General features: G+C 74.3%; 18 protein-coding genes and 1 tRNA gene. 7 read left to right on the plus strand and 12 right to left on the minus strand.

Annotated features, from left to right (window positions below):
* Window positions 1–285 precede the first annotated feature (285 nt).
* Window positions 286–3,015: a phosphoenolpyruvate carboxylase gene (gene ppc, locus RND61_RS27620; protein ID WP_315880844.1), complete on the plus strand. Its 2,730-nt coding sequence runs from the start codon at window positions 286–288 to the stop codon at window positions 3,013–3,015.
* 81 nt (window positions 3,016–3,096) lie between these two features.
* On the opposite strand, the gene RND61_RS27625 is transcribed toward ppc, so the two are convergent.
* The 7 genes from RND61_RS27625 to RND61_RS27655 all read right to left on the minus strand — a co-directional run bounded on the left by RND61_RS27625 (window position 3,097) and on the right by RND61_RS27655 (window position 8,900).
* A complete protein-coding gene (locus RND61_RS27625) occupies window positions 3,097–3,885 on the minus strand; it encodes an LPXTG cell wall anchor domain-containing protein (RefSeq protein ID WP_315880845.1) in 789 nt (262 codons plus the stop codon).
* A gap of 215 nt (window positions 3,886–4,100) precedes the next feature.
* Complete coding sequence (locus RND61_RS27630; protein ID WP_315880846.1) at window positions 4,101–4,574, minus strand: hypothetical protein; 474 nt, start codon at window positions 4,572–4,574, stop codon at window positions 4,101–4,103.
* 55 nt (window positions 4,575–4,629) lie between these two features.
* Complete coding sequence (gene pth, locus RND61_RS27635) at window positions 4,630–5,223, minus strand: aminoacyl-tRNA hydrolase (protein ID WP_315880847.1); 594 nt, start codon at window positions 5,221–5,223, stop codon at window positions 4,630–4,632.
* Between the two features lie 76 nt (window positions 5,224–5,299).
* Entirely contained in the window at window positions 5,300–5,881 is a 582-nt protein-coding gene (locus RND61_RS27640) for a 50S ribosomal protein L25/general stress protein Ctc (RefSeq protein ID WP_315880848.1), read from the minus strand.
* A gap of 294 nt (window positions 5,882–6,175) precedes the next feature.
* On the minus strand, window positions 6,176–7,153 hold the full coding sequence (locus RND61_RS27645; RefSeq protein WP_315880849.1) for a ribose-phosphate diphosphokinase: 978 nt from the start codon (window positions 7,151–7,153) through the stop codon (window positions 6,176–6,178).
* A 110-nt stretch (window positions 7,154–7,263) separates the two neighbouring features.
* Window positions 7,264–8,709 (minus strand): bifunctional UDP-N-acetylglucosamine diphosphorylase/glucosamine-1-phosphate N-acetyltransferase GlmU, encoded by a 1,446-nt coding sequence (gene glmU / locus RND61_RS27650; protein ID WP_315880850.1) that lies wholly within the window; start codon window positions 8,707–8,709, stop codon window positions 7,264–7,266.
* 115 nt (window positions 8,710–8,824) lie between these two features.
* Window positions 8,825–8,900, minus strand: a tRNA-Gln gene (locus RND61_RS27655).
* Window positions 8,901–9,025: 125 nt separating this feature from the next.
* On the opposite strand from RND61_RS27655, the gene RND61_RS27660 reads away from it, so the two are divergent.
* Entirely contained in the window at window positions 9,026–10,441 is a 1,416-nt protein-coding gene (locus RND61_RS27660) for a sensor histidine kinase (RefSeq protein ID WP_315880851.1), read from the plus strand.
* Window positions 10,442–10,587: 146 nt separating this feature from the next.
* Here RND61_RS27660 and RND61_RS27665 read toward each other — a convergent pair whose 3' ends face one another.
* Complete coding sequence (locus RND61_RS27665) at window positions 10,588–11,076, minus strand: SUKH-3 domain-containing protein (RefSeq protein WP_315880852.1); 489 nt, start codon at window positions 11,074–11,076, stop codon at window positions 10,588–10,590.
* A gap of 11 nt (window positions 11,077–11,087) precedes the next feature.
* The gene (locus tag RND61_RS27670; RefSeq protein WP_315880853.1) at window positions 11,088–11,627 is read right to left on the minus strand and encodes a YwqJ-related putative deaminase; all 540 of its coding nucleotides are present in this window, start codon (window positions 11,625–11,627) and stop codon (window positions 11,088–11,090) included.
* Between the two features lie 230 nt (window positions 11,628–11,857).
* Between RND61_RS27670 and RND61_RS27675 the strand changes: the two genes are divergently transcribed.
* On the plus strand, window positions 11,858–12,841 hold the full coding sequence (locus RND61_RS27675) for an SMI1/KNR4 family protein (protein ID WP_315880854.1): 984 nt from the start codon (window positions 11,858–11,860) through the stop codon (window positions 12,839–12,841).
* A 14-nt stretch (window positions 12,842–12,855) separates the two neighbouring features.
* Entirely contained in the window at window positions 12,856–15,657 is a 2,802-nt protein-coding gene (locus tag RND61_RS27680) for an SUKH-4 family immunity protein (RefSeq protein ID WP_315880855.1), read from the plus strand.
* A 114-nt stretch (window positions 15,658–15,771) separates the two neighbouring features.
* Here the strand turns inward: RND61_RS27680 and RND61_RS27685 are convergent, their stop codons facing one another.
* Together RND61_RS27685 and RND61_RS27690 are read right to left on the minus strand one after the other, a co-directional pair.
* Entirely contained in the window at window positions 15,772–16,137 is a 366-nt protein-coding gene (locus RND61_RS27685; protein ID WP_315880856.1) for a hypothetical protein, read from the minus strand.
* 60 nt (window positions 16,138–16,197) lie between these two features.
* The gene (locus tag RND61_RS27690; protein ID WP_315880857.1) at window positions 16,198–17,532 is read right to left on the minus strand and encodes a hypothetical protein; all 1,335 of its coding nucleotides are present in this window, start codon (window positions 17,530–17,532) and stop codon (window positions 16,198–16,200) included.
* A 153-nt stretch (window positions 17,533–17,685) separates the two neighbouring features.
* Here RND61_RS27690 and RND61_RS27695 point away from each other — a divergent pair, with 153 nt between their 5' ends.
* On the plus strand, window positions 17,686–18,045 hold the full coding sequence (locus RND61_RS27695; protein ID WP_315880858.1) for a DUF6415 family natural product biosynthesis protein: 360 nt from the start codon (window positions 17,686–17,688) through the stop codon (window positions 18,043–18,045).
* On the plus strand, window positions 18,042–18,272 hold the full coding sequence (locus tag RND61_RS27700) for a hypothetical protein (protein WP_315880859.1): 231 nt from the start codon (window positions 18,042–18,044) through the stop codon (window positions 18,270–18,272). The genes RND61_RS27695 and RND61_RS27700 overlap by 4 nt, the downstream gene beginning before the upstream one ends.
* Here RND61_RS27700 and RND61_RS27705 read toward each other — a convergent pair.
* A complete protein-coding gene (locus tag RND61_RS27705) occupies window positions 18,250–19,971 on the minus strand; it encodes an MFS transporter (protein ID WP_391654275.1) in 1,722 nt (573 codons plus the stop codon). The two genes, RND61_RS27700 and RND61_RS27705, sit on opposite strands and share 23 nt — an antisense overlap.
* A 666-nt stretch (window positions 19,972–20,637) precedes the next feature.
* Here RND61_RS27705 and mfd point away from each other — a divergent pair.
* Complete coding sequence (gene mfd / locus RND61_RS27710; protein WP_315880860.1) at window positions 20,638–24,168, plus strand: transcription-repair coupling factor; 3,531 nt, start codon at window positions 20,638–20,640, stop codon at window positions 24,166–24,168.
* Window positions 24,169–24,357: the final 189 nt, after the last annotated feature.

Raw genomic sequence — 24,357 nt, forward strand, 5'->3', positions numbered from 1 at the left:
GAGAGGGAGGGTGGGAGAGGGAGTGGACGGAGGTCGGACCGGCCTTGCTACGGTCCCGTAACCTACGGAGACGTAAGTATGGCAGCGCCCGGGCCCGCGGCAAGAGGGCTGCGATCGGCGCGGCCCGGACGGACACCTATCCTGGGTGTCGTCGGACAGCGCGGTCCGCAGCGTCCCGCTGGGACCGCCTCGCGCAAACCGGCCGGTAGTGCGAAGGGGCGATCCCGGGGGACACCTCAGCAGTACCCCCTCCAGACGTGCTCATCACTGCAAGGAGCCGCACCTGTGAGCAGTGCCGACCAGACCCCTTCCGCCAGCGCCGAGCTGCGCGCCGACATCCGACGACTGGGTGACCTGCTGGGCGAGACGCTCGTACGGCAGGAAGGGCCCGAGCTCCTCGAGCTCGTCGAGAAGGTCCGCCGCCTGACCCGCGAGGACGGCGAGGCCGCCGCCGAGCTGCTCGGCGACACCGACCTGGAGACCGCCGCCCGGCTGGTCCGAGCCTTCTCGACCTACTTCCACCTCGCCAACGTCACCGAACAGGTCCACCGGGGCCGCGAGATGCGCGCCCGCCGCGCCGCCGAGGGCGGCCTGCTCGCCCGTACGGCCGACATGCTCAAGGACGGCGACCCGGAGCACGTCCGCGAGACGGTCCGCAACCTCAACGTCCGTCCGGTCTTCACCGCGCACCCGACCGAGGCCGCGCGCCGCTCCGTGCTGAACAAGCTCCGCCGGATCGCCGCCCTCCTCGACGAGCCGGTCACCGCCACCGACCGCCGTCGCCACGACCTGCGGCTCGCGGAGAACATCGACCTCATCTGGCAGACCGACGAGCTCCGCGTGGTCCGCCCCGAGCCGGCCGACGAGGCCCGCAACGCCATCTACTACCTGGACGAGCTGCACGCCGGCGCGGTCGGCGACGTCCTGGAGGACCTCGCCGCCGAGCTGGAGCGGGTCGGCGTCGAGCTGCCGCCCGGCACCCGCCCGCTGACCTTCGGCACCTGGATCGGCGGCGACCGCGACGGCAACCCCAACGTGACCCCGGCCGTCACCTGGGAGGTGCTGATCCTCCAGCACGAGCACGGCCTCACCGACGCCATCGAGACGATCGACGAGCTGCGCGGCCTGCTGTCCAACTCCATCCGGTACGCCGGCGCCACGCAGGAGCTCCTCGACTCCCTCCAGCAGGACCTGGACCGCCTGCCCGAGATCAGCCCCCGCTACAAGCGGCTGAACGCCGAGGAGCCGTACCGGCTCAAGGCGACCTGCATCCGGCAGAAGCTGGTCAACACCCGCGAGCGCCTCGCCCAGGGCACCCCGCACCAGGAGGGCCGCGACTACCTCGGCACGGCCGAGCTGCTCCGGGACCTCGCCCTCATCCAGACCTCGCTGCGCGAGCACCGGGGCGGCCTCCTCGCCGACGGCCACCTGGACCGCACCATCCGCACCCTGTCCGCGTTCGGCCTCCAGCTCGCCACGATGGACGTCCGCGAGCACGCCGACGCCCACCACCACGCCCTCGGCCAGTTGTTCGACCGGCTCGGCGAGGAGTCGTGGCGGTACGCGGACATGCCCCGCGAGTACCGGCAGAAGCTGCTCGCCAAGGAGCTGCGCTCCCGGCGCCCGCTCGCCCCGACGCCGGCGCCGCTCGACGCGGCCGGGGAGAAGACCCTCGGCGTCTTCCACACGGTGAAGGAGGCGTTCGAGCGGTTCGGGCCCGAGGTCATCGAGTCGTACATCATCTCGATGTGCCAGGGCGCCGACGACGTGTTCGCCGCCGCCGTCCTCGCGCGCGAGGCGGGGCTGATCGACCTGCACGCCGGCTGGGCGAAGATCGGCATCGTGCCGCTGCTGGAGACGACCGACGAGCTGAGGGCCGCGGACGTCATCCTCAACGACATGCTCGCCGACCCGTCGTACCGACGGCTCGTCTCGCTCCGCGGCGACGTGCAGGAGGTCATGCTCGGTTACTCCGACTCGTCGAAGTTCGGCGGCATCACCACCTCCCAGTGGGAGATCCACCGCGCCCAGCGCAGACTGCGCGACGTGGCCCACCGCTACGGCGTCCGCCTCCGGCTGTTCCACGGCCGCGGGGGCACGGTCGGCCGCGGCGGCGGCCCCTCGCACGACGCGATCCTCGCCCAGCCCTGGGGCACCCTGGAGGGCGAGATCAAGGTCACCGAGCAGGGCGAGGTCATCTCCGACAAGTACCTCATCCCGTCCCTGGCCCGGGAGAACCTGGAGCTGACCGTCGCCGCGACGCTCCAGGCGTCCGCCCTGCACACGGGGCCGCGCCAGCCGCAGGAGGCCCTGGCCCGCTGGGACGCGGCGATGGACACGGTCTCCGAGGCCGCCCACACGGCGTACCGGGCGCTCGTCGAGGACCCGGACCTCCCGGCGTACTTCTTCGCCTCCACCCCGGTCGACCAGCTCGCGGAGCTGCACCTCGGCTCCCGGCCGTCCCGCCGCCCCGACTCGGGCGCCGGGCTCGACGGCCTGCGGGCCATCCCGTGGGTGTTCGGCTGGACGCAGTCGCGGCAGATCGTGCCCGGCTGGTACGGCGTGGGCTCCGGCCTGAAGGCGCTGCGCGACGCGGGCCTGGACGACGTGCTCGGCGAGATGTACGAGAAGTGGCACTTCTTCCGCAACTTCCTGTCGAACGTCGAGATGACCCTCGCCAAGACGGACCTGCGGATCGCCCGCCACTACGTCGACACGCTCGTGCCCGAGCCGCTGAAGCACGTCTTCGCCGCCATCGAGGCCGAGCACGCCCTCACCGTGGAGCAGGTCCTGCGGATCACCGGCGAGCGCGAACTGCTGGACGCGCAGCCCGCGCTGAAGCAGACGTTCGCGATCCGCGACGCCTACCTGGACCCGATCTCCTACCTCCAGGTGGCGCTGCTGAAGCGGCAGCGCGACGCGGCCGCCGCCGACGAGCCGGCCGACCCGCTGCTCGCCCGGGCGCTGCTGCTCACCGTGAACGGCGTGGCGGCCGGTCTGCGCAACACCGGCTGACCGCGCGCCCCGCACGCGGACGGGCCCCCGCCGGAGTCGCTCCGGCGGGGGCCCGCCCGTTCACGCACGCGGGGCGCGTCGTCAGTGCTGCCGGACCCTGCGGCGGCGCGCCACCAGGAGGGCGCCACCGGCGACGAGCACGGCGGCGAGGGCGGCGAGGACGCCGACGGGGGCGCCGCTGCCGGTCTCGGCCAGGTCACCGGTGGAGGAGCCCTCGGACGGGGACGGGGACGGCGCGACGGTCGGCGCGGTCCCGCCCGGGGCGGTCCCGGACGGCGCCGGGGCGCCCGGCGCCACGGACGGGGACGGCGAGGTCGCGGGGGACCCGGGGTTCTCCGACGGGCCCCCGGACGGGTTCCCCGAGGGCGTCCCGGACGGGTCCTGCGAGGGGGTCCCGGAGGGGTTCTCCGAAGGGGTCCCGGAGGGGTTCCCGCTCGGGGTGTCGGACGGGCCCGGCGCCACGTCCGGGCAGTCGGACTTGAAGACCTTGGACTTGGCCTGCCCCTTCTCGCCCTCCCAGTTCCAGGACAGCTTGTACTGACCGTCGGGGAGGGTCATGTCCTCGGTGCGGCCGTGGCCCTCGCCGTCCAGGGTGATCGAGCCGTTCTTGACGGCCGTGCCCTTCTCGACGTCGTTCTCGGCCCAGGCATGGATCTGCCAGGTGACCTTCTGGGCGGCGTCGAAGCGGAAGGCGTCGAGGTAGAACGCGCAGACCTTGGGCTCGTTCTTCTTGAGCTCCTCGCCGGTCTCCGCGTCGTGGATCTTGACGGTGCCGTTGTCGCCGTTGGTGGCGTGGGCGGTGGGGGCGAGCGTCAGGCAGCAGGCCGCAGCCGCCACCAGGGCGCCGGTGGTCTTCGAAAGGGTGCGCATGGGCAGTCCAACGTGAGAGGTGACTGTGCCGTGGGGGGCGGCTCAGCTTCCTGTGGCGCCGCACGCCAGTCAAGGGCGATCGGAGGCATCCGGACGGATGTATTCCATTTGCTCCCCGCGGCCCCGATAACGGTTGGGTCACATCGCGTTCGGTTGTACGGAAGTCCGCACCGGTTCTGCCACGACCCGGCCGTCCGACCGCATGTGACGCATCGTCAGAGCATCAGGAACGACGCCACCAGCACCGCCCCGCCGGCCGCCCCCGACGCCCAGGCGGCGCGGGTCCAGCGCAGCCCGCCGCCGATGACCAGGGACGCGAGCAGCAGCGCACCGCCCAGCGGCAGCCACGCGTGCAGCCCGCCGGCCCAGCCGGTGCGCACGGCCTCGGTCGTGTCGGGCTTCACGACGACCTCGTACCGGCCGCCCTCCTCGACGGCGACGGACCGGGCGATCGTCATGTCCGTCCGGGGCGGCGCGGCGGGCCCGTCCGGGACGAAGCGGCCCGTGCACACCTCGTCGCCGCAGCCGGTGACCGTCATGGTGCCGTGCACGCGGCCCTCGGAGAGCAGCACGTGCTGCGCGGTGCCCCAGGACGCCCGGACGCCCGCGACCACCAGCACCAGGGCGACCAGCGCCAGGGCGGCGACACGGGCGTACGGGAGCACGGGGATCCGCTGCTTCGGGCTCATGGGGCGCGATCCTTGGCCATGGGGCCGCGCCCGGTCAATTCCGGTGGGCGGCCCGTCAGGAGTTGTACGCGGACTGCGCCCGCTCCAGGCCCTCGGTGACCAGCGCCTCGACGGCGTCGGCCGCGCGGTCCACGAAGTAGTCGAGCTCCTTGCGCTCGGCGGAGGAGAAGTCCTTGAGGACGAAGTCCGCGACCGGCATCCGGCCGGGCGGGCGCCCGATCCCGAACCGCACCCGGTGGTACTCCGGGCCCATCGCCTTCGTCATCGACTTGAGGCCGTTGTGGCCGTTGTCGCCGCCGCCCAGCTTGAGGCGCAGCGTGCCGTAGTCGATGTCCAGCTCGTCGTGGACGGCCACGATCTGGTGCGTGGGCACCTTGTAGAAGTCCCGCAGGGCGACCACGGGCCCGCCGGAGAGGTTCATGTACGACATCGGCTTGGCGAGCACGACCCGCCGGCCGGACGGGCCGGGGAGTCCCAGCCGCCCCTCCAGGACCTGCGCCTGCGCCTTGCCGTGCCGCTTGAAGGAGCCGCCGATCCGCTGGGCGAGGAGGTCGGCCACCATGAAGCCGACGTTGTGCCGGTTCCCGGCGTAGCCGGGCCCCGGGTTCCCCAGCCCCGCGATCAGCCAGGGGGCGCTGGCGTCCGTCATCTGCGTGTGCCTCCGGATAGGGGTGTGGGGGGTGCTGGACGCACCCCCCACGACGACATCAGGCCGAAACCGATGCTCAGGCCTCGGTGGCCTCTTCGCCCTCGGCGGCCGGCTCCTCGGCCTGCGCGGCCAGGACCTGCAGGACGACGGTGTCCGCGTCGACGGCGAGGGAGACGCCCTTCGGCAGGGTGATGTCCTTGGCGAGGACGGAGGCGCCGGCCTCCAGGCCCTCGACGGAGACGGTCAGGGCCTCGGGGATGTGGGTGGCCTCGGCCTCGACCGGCAGCGCGTTCAGCACGTGCTCCAGCAGGTTGCCGCCCGGGGCCAGCTCGCCCTCGGTGTGGACCGGGATCTCGACGTTGACCTGCTCGCCGCGGTTCACGAGCAGCAGGTCGACGTGCTCGATGAAGCCCTTCAGCGGGTCGCGCTGGACGGCCTTCGGGATGGCCAGCTCGGTCTTGCCGTCGAGCTCCAGGGCGAGCAGGGCGTTCGACGTCTTCAGGGCCATCATCAGGTCGTGGCCCGGCAGGGTCAGGTGGACCGGGTCGGTGCCGTGGCCGTACAGGACGCCCGGGACCTTGTTGGCGCGGCGGATGCGGCGGGCGGCACCCTTGCCGAACTCGCTGCGGGTCTCGGCGGTGAGCTTCACTTCGGACATGGCGCACTCCTCGTATGCGGGGGCGGACATCTGGTCGCGGTCACTCGGCCACGACTGGACTGGCCTGCTACGAAGAGCGCGTCGATAACGGACCGCCGCGGTCGTACGGACCACGGCCTCCCTCGCCGAGCAACTCCGACAGTCTACTCGGCGTTCCGCGGCGCACCCAATCCGATCACCGGGGCCCGCGGACGGCCCGACCCGGACGGCCCCCGGACGGCCCCCGGACGGCGAAGGCCGCCTCCCCGGGCGGGGGAGGCGGCCTTCGCGGCGGTGCCGCGCATCGGGTACCGGCTACTGCTGCTCTTCGAAGAGGCTGGTGACCGAGCCGTCCTCGAACACCTCGCGCACCGCGCGGGCGATCGTCGGCGCGATCGACAGCACCGTGATCTTCTCCAGCTCCAGCTCGCCCGGCGTCGGCAGCGTGTTGGTGAGCACGAACTCGCTCACCTTGGAGTTCTTCAGCCGGTCCGCGGCCGGGCCGGAGAGGATGCCGTGCGTCGCGGTGACGATGACGTCCTCGGCGCCGTGCGCGAACAGCGCGTCGGCGGCGGCGCAGATCGTGCCACCCGTGTCGATCATGTCGTCGACCAGGATGCACACGCGGCCCTTGACCTCGCCGACGACCTCGTGGACGGTCACCTGGTTGGCGACGTCCTTGTCGCGGCGCTTGTGGACGATGGCCAGCGGGGCGTCCAGCCGGTCGCACCAGCGGTCGGCGACCCGTACGCGGCCGGCGTCCGGGGAGACGACGGTCAGCTTGGAGCGGTCGACCTTCGCGCCCACGTAGTCCGCGAGGACCGGCAGCGCGGTCAGGTGGTCGACCGGGCCGTCGAAGAAGCCCTGGATCTGGTCGGTGTGCAGGTCCACGGTGAGGATGCGGTCCGCGCCCGCGCACTTCAGCAGGTCCGCGACGAGGCGCGCCGAGATCGGCTCGCGGCCCTTGTGCTTCTTGTCCTGCCGGGCGTAGCCGTAGGACGGGATGATCACGGTGATGCTCGCGGCGGAGGCCCGCTTCAGAGCGTCGATCATGATGAGCTGTTCCATGATCCACTTGTTGATCGGAGCCGTGTGGCTCTGGATCAGGAAGCAGTCCGCGCCTCGCGCCGACTCCTGGTAGCGGACGTAGATCTCACCGTTGGCGAAGTCGAAGACCTTCGTCGGCACCAGATCGACACCCAGCTGATGTGCGACCTCCTCGGCCAGCTCGGGGTGGGCGCGGCCGGAGAAGAGCATCAGCTTCTTCTCGCCGGTCGTCTTGATCCCGGTCACAGCACTGTCTCCTCAGACGTGTTCTCTGGCCGCGTGTCCCGTGCGCCGCGAACCAGCCGAATTTGTGTGCACGTATCACGGTACGCCCAGTACGACGTACGTGTTTTCGGTCAGCCTTCGCCGCCGGTCTCTCCGGCCGCCGCCGTGGCGGCCTGGGCGGCGGCGCTGCCGGGCCGCTTCCGGGCCACCCAGCCCTCGATATTCCGCTGCTGGCCACGGGCCACGGCCAACGCGCCGGCCGGGACGTCCTTGGTGATCACGGAGCCGGCGGCCGTGTAGGCGCCGTCCCCGACCGTGACAGGAGCCACAAACATGTTGTCCGACCCGGTCTTGCAGTGGGACCCGATCGTCGTGTGGTGCTTCTTCTCGCCGTCGTAGTTCACGAAGACGCTCGCGGCGCCGATGTTCGTGTACTCGCCGATGGTGGCGTCGCCGACGTACGACAGGTGCGGGACCTTCGTGCCCTCGCCGATCGTCGCGTTCTTCGTCTCGACGTAGGTGCCGATCTTGCTCTTGACGCCGAGCCGCGTCCCCGGGCGGAGGTACGCGTACGGGCCCACGGAGGCGCCCTCGCCGATCACGGCGGAGTCCGCGACGGTGTTGTCCACGCGGGCGCCCCGGCCGACCTGGGTGTCCCGCAGGCGGGTGTTCGGGCCGACCTCGGCGTCCTCCGCGACGTGCGTGGCGCCCAGCAGCTGCGTACCCGGGTGGACCACCGCGTCCCGCTCGAACGTCACGGTGACGTCGACCTGCACGGACGCCGGGTCGATCACCGTCACGCCGTCCGCCATGGCGCGCTCCAGGAGGCGCCGGTTGAGCAGCGCGCGGGCCTCGGAGAGCTGGACGCGGTTGTTGATGCCGAGGATCTCGCGGTGGTCGCCCGCGACGGACGCGCCCACGCGGTGCCCGGCCTCGCGCAGGATGCCCAGCACGTCGGTGAGGTACTCCTCGCCCTGGCTGTTGTCCGTGCGGACCTCGCCCAGCGCCTTCGCGAGGAGCCGCCCGTCGAACGCGAACACGCCGGAGTTGATCTCCCGGACGGCCCGCTGCTCGTCGCTGGCGTCCTTGTGCTCCACGATCGCGGTGACGGCGCCCGTGGCCGGGTCGCGGACGATGCGGCCGTAGCCGGTCGCGTCCGGCACCTCGGCGGTCAGCACGGTGACGGCGTTGCCGTCCGCGGCGTGCGTCGCGGCCAGCGCGCCCAGCGTCCGCCCGGACAGCAGCGGGGTGTCGCCGCACACCACGACCACGGTGCCGTCGACCCGCCCCAGCTCCTCCAGCGCCATGCGGACCGCGTGCCCGGTGCCGTTCTGCTCGTACTGGACGGCGGTGCGCGTCCCGGCGTAGTGCTCCTGGAGGTGCGCGGCGACCTGCTCGCGGGCGTGGCCGACGACGACGCAGAGGTGCTCGGGGTCCAGCTCGCGCGCGGCGGAGACGACGTGTCCGACGAGGGAGCGGCCGCAGATCTCGTGCAGGACCTTCGGGGTCTTGGACTTCATGCGGGTGCCCTCACCCGCGGCGAGGACGATGACTGCGGCCGGGGGGTTGGCGCTCACGGGTGGCCCTTCGGCTTCGGGTGGTGGACACCCGCAGGATACCGGGGGGTTTCGCAGGGGAAACGAGGGCGGGTCCCGGCCGCGGAGGCCAGGACCCGCGCGGACGTGCCGCGACTGGCTCCCCCATCAGGATTCGAACCTGAACATACGGGACCAAAACCCGCAGTGCTGCCTGATTACACCATGGGGGATCAACCCGGTTGAACCGGACACGAGGTCGGGTCGCCGGACCGGCACGCAACACTATGCCGTACCGACCGGCCTCCGTGCGACGGTGCCCGGCGGACCTGCGGGGGCCGCCCGTAGGCTGGGATGCATGACCACAACGGGGGCACACCAGGACGCCACGGGCATGACCGCCCGGGGATTCGGGTGGTGGGGGAGGCGGCGCGGAGCCGCGCTGGACATCGGACTCGGGGTCCTCTCGGCCCTGGAATGCGCGGGCGAGGGCGTCGGCTTCGCCGAGGGCGTCCACGTGCCGGCGGCGGTGGGGGCGCTGTTCGGACTGGCCGCCGGATCGGTGCTCGTCCTGCGGCGGCGCTGGCCCATCGCCGTCGTCCTCGTCTCCGTCGCCGTCACACCGGCCGAGATGGGTTACCTCATGGCCGTCGTCGGCCTGTACACCCTCGCCGCCTCCGACGTGCCGCGGCGGATCACCGCGGCGCTCGCCGGCATGTCGCTCGTCGCGGTCTTCCTCGTCACCTTCGTGCGGCTGCGGCAGGACGTCGCCGCCTCCGACTTCGACCCCGGCTCCTGGTACGTGCCGCTCGTGTCGGTCTTCATGTCGGTCGGGCTGACCGCGCCGCCCCTCCTGTTCGGGCTCTACATAGGGGCGCGGCGGCGGCTCATGGAGAGCCTGCGCGAGCGCGCCGACTCCCTGGAGCAGGAGCTGTCCCTCCTGGCCGACCAGGCGGAGCAGCGCGCCCAGCTCGCCCGCACGGAGGAGCGGACCCGCATCGCGCGCGAGATGCACGACGTGGTCGCCCACCGGGTGAGTCTCATGGTCGTGCACGCGGCGGCGCTCCAGGCGGTGGCGCTGAAGGACCCGCAGAAGGCGGTCAGGAACGCGGCGCTCGTGGGGGAGATGGGGCGGCAGGCGCTGACGGAGCTGCGGGAGATGCTGGGGGTCCTGCGCGCGGAACCGGCACAGCCGGCGGCCGGGGCGCCGTCCGCCGCGTCCCCGGGGGAGCCGCCGGCGTCCGCGGGGGAGCCGCTGGCCTCCGTGGGGCGGGCCGCGGCAGCCGCCGCCTCCGCCGCTTCCGGCGCCTCTGCTCCTTCCGCTGCTCCCGCCGCTCCTGCCGCCGGTGCGTTCGCGGCGGAGGACGGGGCCGGGCCGGGGCTCGGCGGTGTCGAGGAGCTCGTCGAGCAGTCCCGCGCGGCGGGGACGGTCGTCGAACTGCTCGTCCAGGGCGAGGCCCGCGCGTACGCCCCGGAGGTCGAGCAGACCGCGTACCGGGTGGTGCAGGAGGCCCTGACCAACGTCCACAAGCACGCGGCGGGCGCCAGGGTCGTCGTACGCCTCGCCCACCGGGGCGAGGAGGTCGCCATGCAGGTGGAGAACGGTCCCTGCGACGCGGCCACCGCCAGCGCCCGCCTCCCCAGCGGCGGCAACGGCCTGATCGGCATGCGGGAGCGGGTGACGGCGCTGGGCGGCGTGTTCGTCTCGGGCCCCACGGACGAGGGCGGCTTCCGCGTCTCGGCCGTCCTCCCGGTGGGCGGGGGAGTTCGGTGACCCCGGTGGCCGGGGCCCGGTGGCCGGGGCCCCGGTGGCCGGGGGTGGGTGACCCTGGCGGTCCGGTGTTCCCGGTGGGTGGCCCCGGCGGTCGGGTGGTCCCGGTGGTCGGGTGGGGGCGGCGCCGGGGTGTCGTGGGCGGTTGCTCAGGGGCTGGTGAGGCGGGTGGGTTGGACGCCGGTGATCAGGGCCGTCAGGGCGTGGTCGATGTCCGGGCCCAGGTACCAGTCGCCCGCGTGGTCCAGCCCGTACACCCGCCCCTCCACGTCGATGGCCAGCACGCCGCGGCCGTCCCCCTCGGCCCCCAGCGGCGCCAGCTCGGTCTCCAGCGCCCGCCCCAGGTCCGACAGGCTCCGCGCCAGGTGCAGCCCCGCCAGCGGGTCCAGCAGCAGCGGACTCGGCGCGATCTGGCGCCCCTGACCGGGGGGCGCGATCCGCAGCCCCCCGAACTCGGCCCACACCTCCACCGCCGCCGGGAACACGCTGTGCCGGTGCCCGGCCGGGGACGTGTGGGCCCGCAGTGCGTCGGCCCACCGCTCGGCCTGCTCGATGTCCCAGCGGCCCGGCTGCCAGCCGGCCTCCCGCAGGGCGGCGTCCACGGCGACGGAGAAGCGGGTGGTGTTCAGGTCGGGCATGGCGGGTGGGGTCAGCCGTTCTGGTGGGACGAGGTCGGATCGACGGAACGTACACCGAAGTGCGCGAGGAGGGCGGCACACGAGCGGCACGGCGCGGCGTAGGTGCCGTGGAGCGGATCGCCGTCCTCGCGGATCCGCCGGGCCGTGATCTTGGCGTTCTTCAGGGAACGCCTGGCCTCGCCGGCCGTCAGCGGTTTGCGCCGGGCCCGTTTGGACCGGTTGCCCTCCGCGGCGACCAGGTGCCGCGACAGCAGGATCGCCTCCGGGCAGCGCCCGGTGAAGCGCTCCCGCTGCCCGCTCGTGAGCGTGTCGAGGAAGTCCTGGACGAGGGGGTGGAGCACCGGCGGCTGGTTGCCCCGCGCCGCCGTGCACGTGAGGGTCTCGCCGCGCACCGACAGCGCCGCGCCCACCGTCGGCAGGATGCCGTCGCGGCGGTGGCGGAGCGCGGGCGCGCGGTCGGGGGTGGCGGTGCTCCACGAGAGGCGCGGGTCCCCGCCGCCGGACCCCGTGTCGCGGGAGGCGGGCGCCGTTCCTGGTTGCGCTGCGTGCATGGTGCGTACTGTTCCCCTCTGTGCAATCCCCCCAGTTGCGTGGACAGACTGCCAAATGGGTGAGGAGATGGGAAACGAGGTCACTGAATCGGCCTATCGGTGTGTCGCGGGATCACCGATCGGCCACCCGGGCGTGACGCATGGTCACCGCCGTGGAGGGCCCGGCCGCCCTCTGGACCCACCGCATAGGCTGTGCGGAACCAGCCAGCAGCAGCCAGGGGGCAACCGCCATGACGACAGGTCGGCTCGGGCACCAAGCCGCGCCGCCGAACGCGGCCTACGCGGGACAGCTCGTGCACTTCCCGGACCCCGTCCGGGCCGCCCGCCACCCGAGGGGGGTACGGGTGGACGCCGACGGCTTCCCGGACTTCTCGCCGTACGCCCGTGCCGCCGCGGAGATCGCCGAACCGCCGGAGGGCTTCGGCGTGGACGAGCTGCGGCTGACCGACTACGTCTCCGCGAACGCCGCGCTCAAGGCCGACGGCCACCCCCTGTGGGACGCGCTCCCGGCGGTCGCCACCCCGCACGGCTGGACCTGGCACCACGTCCCCCGCACGCGCCGCATGGAGCTGGTCCCCGTCGAGGTGAAGGCCCTGCTGCGGCACCACGGCGGGCTCGCCACCGCGGCGGTCGACCAGGGCAAGCGGGGCACGCGCCCCCTCCAGGAGACCCGCCCCGCCCACTTCGGGCTGCCCAGGAACGCCGTGTCCGTGACGGAGACGCAGCTCCAGGGCGTCGAGGAGGACCTCGGCTACCGGCTGCCCGGCGCGTACCGCTCCTTCCTCAAGGCCGCGGGCGGCTGCGCGCCGGTCGGCGTCGCCCTCGACGCGGAGCTGGGGCTCCTCGTCGACCAGCCGTTCTTCACGGTCCGGGACGAGGCCGGCGCCAACGACCTCGTGTACGTCAACAAGTGCCTGCGCGACCACCTGACCAAGGACTACCTGGGCGTCGCCTTCGTCCAGGGCGGCCTGCTGGCGGTGAAGACGCGGGGCGCCGGGACGGGTTCGGTGTGGTTCTGCCCGTACGACGACGCGCGGGACGGTGACGGGTCGGCGATCCAGGAGCGCATGGAGCGGCTCCTGCTGCCGTGCGGCGCGGACTTCGACGAGTTCCTGCGGCGCCTGGCGGGCAGCCCGCCGGAGCTGGAGACGGTGGCGAACCTGATGGTGGACGGCGGCTTCGCACGCGCCGTCCCGGTCACGGGTGAAGGGTGACGGGTGACGGTCCGATGGTGACGTTCGCGCAGGCGCAGGAGCGCGCCGAGGAGTGGGTCAACGGAGACGTGCCGCCGTACCAGCACCGCGAGGTGCGGGTGCGGGAGTTCGAGCTGGGCTTCGTCGCCTGGGCGGAGGACCGCCCCGACGGCCCCTCCTCGGACGGCGGCGGGCAGCGGCTGGTCATCGCCCGCGACGGCGAGGCCACGCTGTGGCCGGAGCTGCCGGTGGGCGAGGTGATCCGCCGGTACGAGGAGGAGTACGGAGCCCGGGCGGCGGCCGGGACCCCGCCGCCCCGGCAGCCGGAGCGCATCGACCTGAACCAGACGTCCTTCCTGCTGACCCCGCCGGAGTGGCTCCAGGACGCGGCGGACCGCATGGGCGTCCCGGACCGGAGGGCGGAGGAGCCGCCGGGTGCGGCTGCTGCGTCGGGTGCGTCTGGTGTGTCGGGTGCAGCGGGCGCGGCCGGCGTGTCGGGTGCGTCGGGTGTGTCCGGCGCGGGCTCGGAGGCGGGTTCGCAGGCGGGTTCGGACGCGGGAGCGGATGCGGGGGAGGCCCCGGTGGGCGGCGCGCCCGCGCAGGGCGTGCCGTTCGCGCCGCCCGCGCCGGGTGCGACCCCTCCGCCGGCGGTGCCGTTCGCGCCGCCCGCGGGCGCGCCGGCCGACGAGTGGTCCGTGCCCGGCCCGCGGGACGCCGGTGGCCCGCGCGACGGCGCCCCGTCCGGCACGGACGCGCGCGACGCCGCTCCGGGAGGCACCTCTGCGGGCGGCACCTCCCCGTTCGACGCCGTTCCGGGCGGCACCCCGCCCGGCGGCACCGTGCCCGGCCCGCGGGACGCCGTCCCCGGCCCCGGCCCGGACCACGAGCCGACCGCCCCCGACGGGGTGCCCGCCACGTCGTCCACCACGTCGTCCGCCACGCCGCCGCCCTCCGCCTGGAACGACACCAGCGCCTCGGCCGGTGCGGCCGACGACGTCTCCGTCCCCCTCCCGGCGACCGTGTTCGCGCCCCCGCTGGCCGGCTCGGACGACGACGACACACCGCCCCCGGCCGTCCCGGCCGACGCGCCGACCGCGCTGATGCAGGGCGGCAGCCAGCTCCCCCGTACGGCCGTCGGGCCCGTCCTCGACCTGGACGCCGCCGACATCGCGGACGCGGCGACCAGCAAGGCGGCGGTGCCGCCGCGCACGCCCGGGAGCGGTACGCGCGGGGGCGGCCCCACGACCCCGCCGCCCCCCGGCGCACCGGGTACGCCGGGCGCCCGCCCGCCCGCCGGAACGCCGACCGGCACGCCGACCCCGCCGCCCGCACCGGCGCCGGGTCCCGGTGCGCCCGCCGGCGGGTACGTACCGACGCAGCTCGTCGCGCAGCTCGGACCGGACGGGCCGAAGCCGCCCGGCGCGCCCACCCCGCCGCCCGGCGGCGGTGTGGACACGGCGCAGACGATGCTGGCCCACCCGGGACCCGGCGGCCCCGGCACGCCGCCGCGCCCGGGCCCACCCGGACCTCCCGGTCCGCCCGGGCCTCCCGCGCCGCCCGGTTCGACGCCGCCGGGCGCCGTCGGGGTCGACATGGCGCAGACGATGCTCGCGCAGCCGGGCCCGGGCGGCCCCCCGGCGCCTCCCGGCCCGCCCGGCGCCCCCGGCGTACCCGCGCCGCCTGGAGCGCCGGGCGCCCCCGGCGGGACGCCGCCCGGCGGGGTGCACCACGCCGCGACGATGCTGGCCCACCCCGGCCCGGGCGGCCCCCCGGCACCCCCCGGCCCGCCCGGCATGCCCGGCGCGCCCGGCGCCGTACCGCCGCCCGGTGCGCCCGCGTACGGGTATCCGCAGCCGACCGGCCTGCCCACGGTCGGCCCCGGCTACCAGGTCGTGCTCCGCTACCGGGCGCCGGACGGCTCGGAGGCGCAGATCATCCGCCGTTCCGCGCCGGGCACCCCGCACCCGGAGTGGCAGATCCTGCACGAGCTGCGCGCCATGAACGTGCCGCCGCAGCAGGTGCTGGAGCTGCACACGGAGCTCGCCTCGTGCGAGCTGCCCGGCGGCTACTGCGCCCGGATGATCCAGGAGACCTGGCCGCAGGCACGGATCACGTCGATCGCCCCGTACGGGCGTGACCACGCGAGCCGCCAGCAGGGCATGCGGCAGCTCATCGCCCACCAGGGGGAGCTGCACCAGGTGGCGGACGGCCCCGCCCGCCCCGCGCCGGTGCGCGCCCCGCTGCCGCCGGTGCAGCCGGTCCCGCCGATCCCGCCGGAGGGCATCGCGCAGGAGCTGGCGGGCGCGTTCGGGCCGCACGGCATCTGCCGGTTCGACCAGCGGGCCGTGTCCCGGCAGGGCGTACCGGAGCTGGTCGCGCGCACCCTCGTGTGGGCGGGCCTGCCGGCGGACTTCGGGCCGTTCTTCTGGGCGCAGCCCGCGCAGCCGGTCGTCCCGACGCTGGCCGAACTGGCCGCGCAGCGCCAGATCCAGCCGGCTGCCGACGCGGGTGCGTACCTGGTGCTCGGGTCCGACTTCGGCCGGGCGATCTGCGTCCAGTACGGCACGGCCCACATCGTCGCGGTACCGGTCGAGGCCGGCCCGGGCGGCCGGCCGGTGGCCCCGCAGTTCGTCAACACGGGCCTGCCGGAGTTCACCCGCTGCCTGGCCCTGCTGGGCCGCATGTGGCGCCTCCGCTTCGGCCTGACGCCGGAACAGGCGGGCCGCTGGACGGTCGACTTCCAGGCCCAGCTCGCCATGCTGGACCCGGCGGCACTGGCGTCCCCGGAGAGCTGGTGGTCGGTCCTCCTGGAACAGATGTGGGACGGCCTGCTGTAAGCACCGCGGAAGGGCCCCGGCGCCTCGGCACCGGGGCCCTCCTCACTCCACCGAGGCGGACGGCTGCGCCGTTCTTCGCCCTCGTGCCGCCCGTCATCGGGCACGCCGGGGCGGTCAGCCCAGGGACTTCTCGATCGTCTCGAAGATGTCGGCGTCGGTCTCCTGCTGCCAGGCCGGCAGGTCCTGCCAGTCCGCCACGTAACCGGGCTTCGGGTCCTCGAAGTGCTTGAACATCTGGGCCGTCCAGCACGTGGCGACGAAGCGGCCCTTCTGCTCGCGGGACAGCCGGGCCGTGTTGCCGCCGCTGATCTCGACGAACTGGCGGACCTGCTCGTAGACGGAGCCCGCGGCCTCGCGCTCCCACTGCGGGGTGTCGTCCCAGGGGGTCACGTAGCCGGGCTTCGGCTCACCGGGGAAGTGGCGGCGGACACCCGCGATCCAGGCTTCCCGGAACAGTCGTGCGCCATCGGTCTCGGACATGTCCGTCCTCTCTTCAGGATGTGTACGGGCGTGTGGCCCGGTGCGGAGTCGGCGAAGCCGTCACGCCGCCTTCAGGGCCGCGATGTGGCGGGCGCGTTCCTCCAGGTCGCGGGCGGTCGGCAGGGTGCGGTACGGCGGGAGGGAGCGGAGGAGCGTGGTGAGGTGGGCGTCGCCGCGGGCGGAGGAGAGCGTCAGGTGCTCGTCCAGGAAGGTGTGCCACGTCGCGCACGCCGCCTCCACGTGGCGCATCCGGAACTGCCGTTCCGCGATGACGCCCAGGCAGTGCAAGCGGCCCTCGCGTTCCTCCTGGGCGCGGGCCGCGTTGGAGCGGTACAGGCTCCTGACCGAGCCCTCCCCGTCGCCCAGGCACCAGCGGACGTGGGCCTCGTGGAAGAAGTAGGCGGCCTCGTCGTAGCCGCCCACCGCGTCCCGCCGGTCGTCGGCCCGGGCGAGCGCGGTCTCGGTCTCGCCCAGGCGGGCCAGGGCGGCGTGCCGGTCACCGACCATGGCGGAGGCGTGGGCCTGCTGGCCCCGCAGGAACGCCACGAGGCGCGGCCCGGCCGAAGGCGCCGCCCCTGCCGCGCCGTCCGCCAGTTCCAGCGCCTTCGGCCCGTACCCGAGGTGGGACGCCTGGAGGCTCATGCCGCGCAGGGTGCGGCAGTACGTGACGTGGTCCTCCGCCTCACCGGCCAGCCGCAGCGCCTTCACGTAGTACCGCTGGCCGAGGCCCTGCCGCTCCTCGTACATGGCCATCCACCCGGTGAGGTAGACGAGGTCGGCGGCGGCGGCCCGCATGTCCCGCCGCACCCGCTCCGGGCCCGACGCCCTCAGGTACGGGCCCACCGTGTTCGCCAGGAACGCGGCGGCCATGGGACGGGCGTGCCCGGCGCCGATCTCGTCCAGGATCTCCGCGACCTTGTCCGTCATGCGCCGGACCGTCTCCACGTCGCCGTCCCCGATGCGCACCGTCCGCCCCGTGCGCGCCGCCTCCGTCCGGCCCACCAGGTCCTGGAAGGACGGCGCCAGCAGCGTGGCGCTGTACAGTCCCGCGCCCAGGACGCTCCGCCGGGACGGGTCCATGTCCGCCCGGCCCAGCTCCATCACCCCCGACGCGACGTCGGGCTCTTCGCCGGGCCATGCGCCCCACCCCAGCTCGGCGGAGGGCACCGGGCGGCCCAGCAGACGGGACAGCGCCTCCACCACGGCGGGCCGGGCCTCCGCCTTCGGCACGCTGCCCTTCAGCCAGTGGGAGACCGTGGACTTGTCGTAGTGCAGCCGCAGTCCGAGCTCCGCGCCCGCCTGGTTCACCTTGCGCGCGAACTGCTCGTTGCCCACGCCGGCCTCGGCCATCAGCCGCGCCAGCACTTTGTTGGGTGTGCGTGCCCGTGCCGCCATCGCTTAACCCCCGAGCGTTCAACCCGTTCAACCGGACCTCCAGAGTGCCCGGTTCTCTCCGGAGCGGTACCCGCGTTGGATGAATGTCAGCCGGACGGGCTCCCGCCCGGCGGGAACCTCGGTTCCTTCTCCGACTCGACGAGGTGAACGCCCATGACACGGCTTCAGGCCGTCCCTGATCCGGCGGTACCACTGCCCGGGAGCACCGGCCAGGTGGTCCAGGACGTGGAACTCGCCCTCCGGCTCGCCGCCGCGGCGCCGACCGGGGACGCGGCCGATGCGCTGCGGGAGCGGCTGCGGGGGTACATCCGAGCGTACGCGGGTGCCGCCGAGGCCCGTGTCCGGCGGCTCGGTGACGGACGGGAGAGGGACATCGCCGCCGGTACCGTGGCGCACGCCCGGGCCGTCGCCGCCGATCCGGTGCACGACCCGGCCGCGAACCTGCGGCTCCTCGCCATGGGCGCGCGGATGCTCGTCCGGTACGCCTCCGGGGGCGCGGAGGGCGGGCGGTGAGCCGGGTGCCCCTCCCGCCCGGTACGCGGGTCCTCTTCCCGCCCGGCGCCCGGGTCCTGGACACCGCCCGGATGAAGGTCGCCGTCGTCGCCGGGCCGCCCGGCCGGGGCGGCTGGTACCCGCTGGCCGGGGTCTACGGCGACGCGTCGTGGAGGGCCCGGGCGCGGACCCTCGTCCCGCTGCCCGCGCCGCGCGGTGACGGCGTCAGTCCCCGTCCGGCTCCGTGAGGAGCGGGAAGCGGCGCGGTGCCACGAGCAGGAGGGCCAGGACGGCCAGGCCCGCTGCCGCCGCCGCGCCCAGGTACACGTACTCGACCGCCGTGTCCACGGCGCGGCGCAGGGTCTCCGAGGCGGCCGGGGACAGGGCGCCCGGGTCGTCCAGGGCGCGGGCCGCCGTGTCCAGGTCGCCGCCCGAGGGGCCGAGGCGGGAGGTGAGCACCGCGTTGGCGACGGCGCCGAACAGGGCCGCGCCCACGCTCTGGCCGATCTGGCGGCAGAACAGCACCGACCCCGTCGCCGTGCCCCTCTCCGACCAGCCGACCGTCGACTGGACACCCACGAGCAGCGGCAACTGGAACAGGCCCAGGGCCGCGCCCAGCAGCAGCATCAGCAGCGCCGGCTGCCACGGTTCGCCCGGGTACGGCAGGAACGGGAACACCAGCAGCGTCACCATCGCCAGCGACATGCCGATCACCGCCGACTGCCGGAACCCGACCCGCCGGTACACGTGGTGCGACAGCGACGCGCTCACCGGCCAGCTCAGGATCATCACCGACAGGACGAACCCGGCCGCCACCGGCCCGAGGCCCAGCACCGCCTGCGCGTACGTCGGCAGGAACACCGACGGCGCCACCATCAGCAGCCCCAGCGCGCCCAGCGCCAGGTTCACCGAGGCGATCGTGCGCCGCCGCCACACCCAGCCCGGCACGATCGGCTCCGCCGCCCGCCGCTCCACCAGCACCGTCAGGGCGACGAGGAGCGCGCCCGCCCCGAACAGCCCCAGCGACGGCGCCGACAGCCAGGGCCACGCCACGCCGCCCTGCACCAGTGCCGTCAGCACCACCGCGCCGGACGCGAACACCAGCAGGGCGCCCGGCCAGTCCACCCGCGCCCGCTCCGGTCGCCCCGTGCGGCGGGGTTCCACCAGGTAGCGGGCCACCAGCCACAGGGCGAGACCGCCCACCGGGACGTTCACCAGGAAGATCCAGCGCCAGTCCGCGTACGTCGTGAGCAGCCCGCCCACCGCCGGTCCCGCCACCGCGGACGCCGCCCACACGCCCGACAGCCGGGCCTGGATCCGCGGCCGGTCCTTCAGCGGGTACAGGTCCGCGGCGATCGTCTGCACGGTGCCCTGCAGCGCCCCGCCGCCCAGGCCCTGGAGCACCCGGAACGCGATCAGCGACGCCATGTTCCACGCCGCGGCGCACAGCAGCGAGCCGACCAGGAACAGCACGATGCCCGTGATGAGGACCGGTTTCCGGCCGTACGTGTCGGAGAGCCGCCCGTACACGGGGATGGTGACCGTGACGGCGAGGAGGTAGCCGGAGAACAGCCACGAGAACAGGGAGAAGCCGCCCAGGTCGCCCACGATCTGCGGCACCGCCGTCGCGATCACCGTGCCGTCCAGCGCGGCCAGCGCCACCGACAGCATCATCGCCGCCACGACCGGGCCCCGGCGGAGCGGCTTCTCCGGGGACGGCGCCGCTCGGTCGGCGGCCGGTATCCGGTCGGCGGCCGGTGCTCGGTCGGTGGCCGGTGCCCGGTCGGTGGCCAGGGCCTGCGGGGCGTCCTCCCCCGTGCCCACGCCCTCCGCGCCCGTCCCGTTCGCGCCGGTACCGTTCGCGCCGGTACCGTTCGGGCCCGTCCCGACCGTGCCCGCCTCGCTCGGGCCCGTCCCGTCCGCGCCCGTCCTGTTCGTGCCCTCCACCACGTGCGTCCCTCCCCTCACGGCATTTCCACCTGACACCCTCTCACCGGGCGGTCCCGGAAAACAGGTGGGGAGGATCCGGCGCGGGCTGGTACCCATGGAGGTGGACCGCTCCTCCGCGGGGTCCTCCACGGGGGTGGGGACCTCGTGGGGGTGTTCCTCCCCCTTCCTCCGCCCGGTTCGTCCACGTGCGGAATCCGAGGCCCCCCGGGAGGCCCCCCGGAACACCCCCGGGACTCCTCTGGGCCTTCCCTCGGGACTCCACCGGGGTTCCCCTGAGACCCTTCGGGTCTTCCGTCGGATTCCGCCCGTGCGGGAGGGTGTCCTTGTTCTTCGTCCTTCCTCTTTCGGTCCGTTCCGTTGTCCCGGCCCCGCTCCGGCCCGTACCCGGCCCCCGCTCCGGCCCGCACCCGGTCCCCGCTCCGGTTCGTACCTCGGCCCCACTCCGCCCCCCCTCGCTCCGGCCCGCACCCGGTCCGCGCCCCGCCCGTACTCCGGCGCGCGCCCGAGGCGGCGCCCCGCCCCGCACCCCGGCCGCGCCCCCCGCCCGGCCTTCCTGACGCGGGCACCACCGTGCGGGCGTAGGCTGAGAGGACCCCGGCCCGTTCTTCGCGTCGGGTCTTTCGCGTTGCCCACCCCCCTCACGAACCCGGGACGGAAAGCTCCATGAGCCTGCACGGTCTCCTCGATGCCGTCGTCAAGGACCCCGCCCTCGCCGAAGCCGTCAAGGCGGCCACCGGCGGGCACCGGGCCCACGTGGACCTGGTCGGCCCCCCGGCGGCGCGGCCCTTCGCGGTGGCGGCGCTGGCCAGGGACGCCGGGCGGACCGTGCTGGCGGTGACCGCGACCGGCCGGGAGGCCGAGGACCTGGCCGCCGCGCTGCGCAGCCTGCTCGACCCCGACCGCGTCGTGGAGTACCCGGCCTGGGAGACCCTGCCGCACGAGCGGCTGTCCCCGCGCAGCGACACGGTCGGGCGGCGCCTCGCCGTGCTGCGCCGCCTCGCGCACCCGTCGCCGGACGACCCCGCGGCCGGCCCCGTGCAGGTGGTCGTCGCGCCGATCCGCTCCGTACTCCAACCGCAGGTCAAGGGCCTCGGCGACCTGGAACCGGTCAGTTTGCGGACCGGGGAGAGCGCCGACCTGGGCACGGTCGTCGAGGGACTGGCCGCCGCCGCGTACCAGCGGGTGGAGCTGGTGGAGAAGCGCGGCGAGTTCGCCGTGCGCGGCGGCATCCTCGACGTGTTCCCGCCGACCGAGGAGCACCCCCTGCGCGTCGAGTTCTGGGGCGACGACGTCGAGGAGATCCGCTACTTCAAGGTCGCCGACCAGCGGTCCCTGGAGGTCGCCGAACACGGGCTGTGGGCGCCGCCCTGCCGGGAGCTGCTGCTGACCGGGCAGGTCAGGGAGCGGGCCGCCGCGCTCGCCGAGGCCCACCCGGAGCTGGGCGAACTCCTCGGCAAGATCGCCGAGGGGATCGCCGTGGAGGGCATGGAGTCCCTCGCCCCCGTCCTCGTCGACGACATGGAGCTGCTGCTGGACGTGCTGCCGCAGGGTTCCATGGCCGTCGTCTGCGACCCGGAGCGGGTACGGACCCGGGCCGCCGACCTGGTCGCCACGTCCCAGGAGTTCCTCCAGGCGTCGTGGGCGGCCACGGCGGGCGGGGGAGAGGCCCCGATCGACGTGGACGCCGCGTCCCTGTGGTCCATCGCGGACGTACGGGACCGGGCGCGCGAGCTGGGCATGTCCTGGTGGTCGGTGTCGCCGTTCGCGCCCGACGCCGAGCTGGAGCAGGACACGATCCAGCTCGGCATGCGCGCCCCGGAGGCGTACCGGGGCGACACGGCGCGCGCGCTGGCCGACACGAAGGGCTGGCTCGCGGACGGCTGGCGCACCGTCTTCGTGACGGAGGCGCACGGCCCGGCGGCCCGTACGGTCGAGGTGCTCGGCGGCGAGGGCGTCGCGGCCCGCCTCGACGCGGACCTGACGGAGATCACCCCGTCCGTCGTGCACGTGGCGTGCGGTTCCGTCGAGCACGGCTTCGTCGACGCGGGCCTGAAGCTGGCCGTGCTGACGGAGACCGACCTGTCGGGGCAGAAGGCCGCGGGCAAGGACGGCCGCCGCATGCCGACGCGCCGCCGCAAGACGATCGACCCGCTCACCCTGGAGGCGGGCGACTACATCGTCCACGAGCAGCACGGCGTCGGCCGGTACATCGAGATGGTGCAGCGGACGGTGCAGGGCGCCACCCGCGAGTACCTGCTCGTCGAGTACGCGCCCGCCAAGCGCGGCCAGCCCGGCGACCGGCTGTACATCCCGACCGACCAGCTGGAGCAGGTCACCAAGTACGTCGGCGGCGAGGCCCCGACCCTGCACCGGCTCGGCGGCGCCGACTGGACCAAGACGAAGGCGCGCGCGAAGAAGGCCGTCAAGGAGATCGCCGCCGACCTGATCAAGCTGTACTCGGCGCGGATGGCGGCGCCCGGCCACGCCTTCGGCCCCGACACGCCGTGGCAGCGGGAGCTGGAGGACGCCTTCCCGTACGTGGAGACGCCCGACCAGCTCTCGACGATCGCCGAGGTGAAGGAGGACATGGAGAAGTCGGTCCCGATGGACCGGCTGATCTGCGGCGACGTCGGATACGGCAAGACGGAGATCGCCGTGCGGGCCGCCTTCAAGGCCGTGCAGGACGGCAAGCAGGTCGCCGTCCTCGTCCCGACGACGCTCCTCGTGCAGCAGCACTTCGGCACGTTCTCGGAGCGGTACGCGCAGTTCCCCGTCGTGGTGAGGGCCCTGTCGCGGTTCCAGTCGGACGCGGAGGCGAAGGCGACGCTGGAGGGGCTGCGGGAGGGCTCCGTCGACGTGGTCATCGGCACGCACCGGCTGTTCTCGTCCGAGACGAAGTTCAAGGACCTGGGCCTGGTCATCGTCGACGAGGAGCAGCGCTTCGGCGTCGAGCACAAGGAGCAGTTGAAGAAGCTCCGCGCCAACGTCGACGTGCTGACGATGTCCGCGACGCCCATCCCGCGCACGCTGGAGATGGCCGTCACCGGCATCCGCGAGATGTCGACGATCACCACGCCGCCCGAGGAGCGGCACCCGGTCCTCACGTTCGTCGGCCCGTACGAGGAGAAGCAGATCGGCGCCGCGATCCGCCGCGAACTGCTCCGCGAGGGCCAGGTGTTCTACATCCACAACCGCGTCGAGTCCATCGACCGGGCCGCCGCCCGCCTCCGCGAGATCGTGCCCGAGGCGCGGATCGCGACGGCGCACGGCCAGATGTCGGAGCAGGCGCTGGAGCAGGTCGTCGTGGACTTCTGGGAGAAGAAGTTCGACGTGCTCGTGTCGACGACGATCGTCGAGTCCGGCATCGACATCTCCAACGCCAACACGCTGATCGTGGAGCGCGGCGACAACTTCGGCCTGTCACAGCTGCACCAGTTGCGCGGCCGCGTCGGCCGGGGCCGCGAGCGCGGGTACGCGTACTTCCTGTACCCGCCGGAGAAGCCGCTCACCGAGACCGCCCACGAGCGCCTCGCGACGATCGCCCAGCACACCGAGATGGGCGCCGGCATGTACGTCGCCATGAAGGACCTGGAGATCCGCGGCGCGGGCAACCTCCTGGGCGGCGAGCAGTCCGGCCACATCGCCGGCGTCGGCTTCGACCTGTACGTCCGCATGGTGGGCGAGGCCGTCGCGGACTACCGGGCGTCCCTGGAGGGCGGCGCGGAGGAGGAGCCGCCGCTGGAGGTCAAGATCGAGCTGCCGGTCGACGCGCACGTCCCGCACGACTACGCGCCCGGCGAGCGGCTGCGCCTCCAGGCGTACCGGGCGATCGCCTCCGCCAACTCGGAGGAGGACATCAAGGCCGTCCGCGAGGAGCTGGTGGACCGGTACGGCAAGCTGCCCGAGCCGGTCGAGAACCTGCTCCTCGTGGCGGGCCTGCGGATGCTGGCGCGGGCGTGCGGGGTCGGCGAGATCGTGTTGCAGGGCAACAGCGTCCGCTTCGCCCCCGTCGAGCTGCGCGAGTCGCAGGAGCTGCGCCTGAAGCGGCTGCACCCGCGGACGGTGATCAAGGCCCCGGCCCGCCAGATCCTGGTGCCCCGCCCGACGACGGGCACGATCGGCGGCAAGCCGGTGGTGGGCCGCGAACTGCTGGCGTGGACGGGGGAGTTCCTGACGACGATCCTCGGCTCGTAGCCGGGAGGCGGTGGCGGGGCGTCGGAGGTGGGGCGGGGCCGCCCGGCCGCTCCGGCGCACCACCGGCGCACCACCGGCGCGGCGGCGGCCGGACGGCGCCGGCCGGTGCGGTCGGGCGGCGCGGTCGGGAGGCGGCGTCGGATGGTGCGGCCGGGCGGTGTGACCGGGCAACGCGGTCGGGCGGTACGA

The sequence above is a fragment of the Streptomyces tamarix genome, assembly GCF_032423885.1.
GTDB lineage: Bacteria > Actinomycetota > Actinomycetes > Streptomycetales > Streptomycetaceae > Streptomyces > Streptomyces tamarix.